The sequence below is a fragment of the Polaromonas sp. P3_C2 genome (genome assembly GCF_056402675.1).
In genome coordinates this window covers 1-1,848 of sequence record NZ_JBFUGX010000743.1, presented here as the reverse complement: position 1 = coordinate 1,848, position 1,848 = coordinate 1, and the positions used below count along the sequence as shown (strand labels likewise).

The following is a 1,848-nucleotide window of genomic DNA, read 5'->3' as shown; positions in this document are numbered from 1 at the left end:
GCCGCAACGCCCAAGGCACCCGTGAAAACCGCCGCCAAGCCCGCCCCGAAAAAATCGCCTCCTGCCAAGGCCCCGGCCGGCAAAGRCACGGTCAAGAAAGCCATCGTGAAAAAGGCCGGCGCCAAAAAGCCTGCGGCAAAACCACAAGCCAGCGCCAAACCCGCCAAAACCGCAAAGCCGGAAAAAACCAAAAAGCCCAAACTGGTTCGCGACAGCTTCACCATTCCGAAAACCGAATACGTGGTGCTTGACGACCTGAAGCAACGCGCCGCCAAACTGACCCGCCCCGCCAAGAAAAGCGAACTGCTGCGCGCGGGCATCAAGCTGCTGGCCACCCTGTCCGACGCCGCCTTCCTGACGGCGCTGGAGCAGGTCCCCGCCATCAAGACCGGCCGGCCTACGCTTGGTTCTTAAGCCACGCAMAGGAACTGCAGGAGCTCCCAGCTTTCATGCCAACTAACGTTTGACACGAGCGGTGGCCGCAAGCATGCGAAGCTTGCTTGCGGACGTCCCCTCGATGAGGGGGGGCCCTCAGCGGGCTACACGTGGCGACCGGGAATCTGGTTTACGCCTCCGCTGCCGGCGGCCAGCCGATTCGGGCAGCACGACGAAGACTGGATTGAACGACCAAGCGGTGGAACGGGGCGATGACAAGAATATAGAGACGACCCAGGCGGTTGTGGCAATGGACCACGGTTGATAAAGTCAGGTGGCGTTTGCCTCCCGGCAACGGCTGACTGGAGCAGAGGACAGAAAGCCTGAAGTCCAGGTGCTTGTCGTCTTCTCCAAAGACAACTTCGGTCGGGCTTGTGCCGTAGATCTTGAAGATGCCAAGACGGCCTGTTTCGCCCTCCGCTTCAAGTGAAGTGAGTTGCCTGGCGGTTTTGAGGCCGACCCTGCCGACGACCGCATCCCGGACCGACATGAGGGTACCAACCCACGGTGCCTGATGGGAAAAGATGAACCTCGCCAGCAGTTCGGGATTGGTCGACGCTCCGGGTGGAAGCTCGATCGAGTAGGCATCTGCGAGATTCGTCGATGCGTAGGCTCTGGTAACTGCCGACTCTGGAGGAAGCGATACAGGCGTTACGCGGTGCTGTTGGGTTGACATGTGTTCGAGCCAGTAGTTGGGTTCTGAGGTCTAACGTTTGCTATGAGCGGCGGCTGGAGGCAAGCGAAGCTTGCCGGAAGACGTCCGCTCGACGGAGGGGTTAGGCACCGCTCTTTGCATGCCTCGACCTTGCGTGAGCGAGCGTTGCCCAGTATGGCGCCAGAAGAGTGACGAGAAGGACGACAGGCCAGAGGTTACCGCCTTTGAACGTATACGCGGCGAGCAACTCAGGCCAAGGCTTGTGCTGGATGTAACGCCCGAAGCCGAACTCGAAGGCCAGTGTCAGGCACAACCAAAGAACGCCTACAAACGCACTTTGCTTGACCAAGATTCCTTGCTCAATGCGAACAAGGACATAGGCGACCAGCGCCACGCACACGCAAAGCAATACACCGCTCAGAACCAAACCGCCGGCCCTGCCAAGAGAAGGAATGAGAACCGCCTCTCGCAAAGCGCCATTTGCCACTGCCAGGCACAGTATGAGCACCCAGGCTACGAGCGACTTGAGCAGCAGCATGGGTCCGCCTTTCGGCGCCTAACGTTGGAGGCCAGGTGACGCCGAAGGCGATCGCCTTTGGGCCGACGGAGGAAACCTGCTGCATGCCGAGGCAACCATACCGCTTTCACTTGCATGCCGAACGGTGATCAACAGGAAAGGAGCATGCATAGTGTTTCAACTGCCAAAAAGCAAGAAAGCCGCGACCAGAGCCAACCCAACGAGCCCAACGGCAAATGCT

3 protein-coding genes are annotated in these 1,848 nt (G+C 59.6%); 1 reads left to right on the top strand and 2 read right to left on the bottom strand.

Features of this window, described 5'->3' with window-relative positions:
* Nucleotides 1–414: hypothetical protein (locus AC1DWI_RS21415; protein WP_477725702.1), on the top strand; the 414-nt coding region annotated here is incomplete at its 5' end.
* A 151-nt stretch (nt 415–565) separates the two neighbouring features.
* Here AC1DWI_RS21415 and AC1DWI_RS21410 read toward each other — a convergent pair.
* On the bottom strand, nt 566–1,111 hold the full coding sequence (locus AC1DWI_RS21410) for a DUF2867 domain-containing protein (RefSeq protein ID WP_477670894.1): 546 nt from the start codon (nt 1,109–1,111) through the stop codon (nt 566–568).
* A 100-nt stretch (nt 1,112–1,211) separates the two neighbouring features.
* Nucleotides 1,212–1,628 carry a hypothetical protein gene (locus AC1DWI_RS21405; RefSeq protein ID WP_477670895.1) on the bottom strand — a complete coding sequence of 139 codons (417 nt, stop codon included), beginning with the start codon at nt 1,626–1,628 and terminating at the stop codon, nt 1,212–1,214.
* Nucleotides 1,629–1,848: the final 220 nt, after the last annotated feature.

Excerpts from the sequence above, each read along its gene's own strand:
- AC1DWI_RS21410 (WP_477670894.1), bottom strand. The coding sequence starts at position 1,111 with ATGTCAACCCAACAGCACCGCGTAACGCCTGTATCGCTTCCTCCAGAG.
- AC1DWI_RS21405 (WP_477670895.1), bottom strand. The coding sequence starts at position 1,628 with ATGCTGCTGCTCAAGTCGCTCGTAGCCTGGGTGCTCATACTGTGCCTG.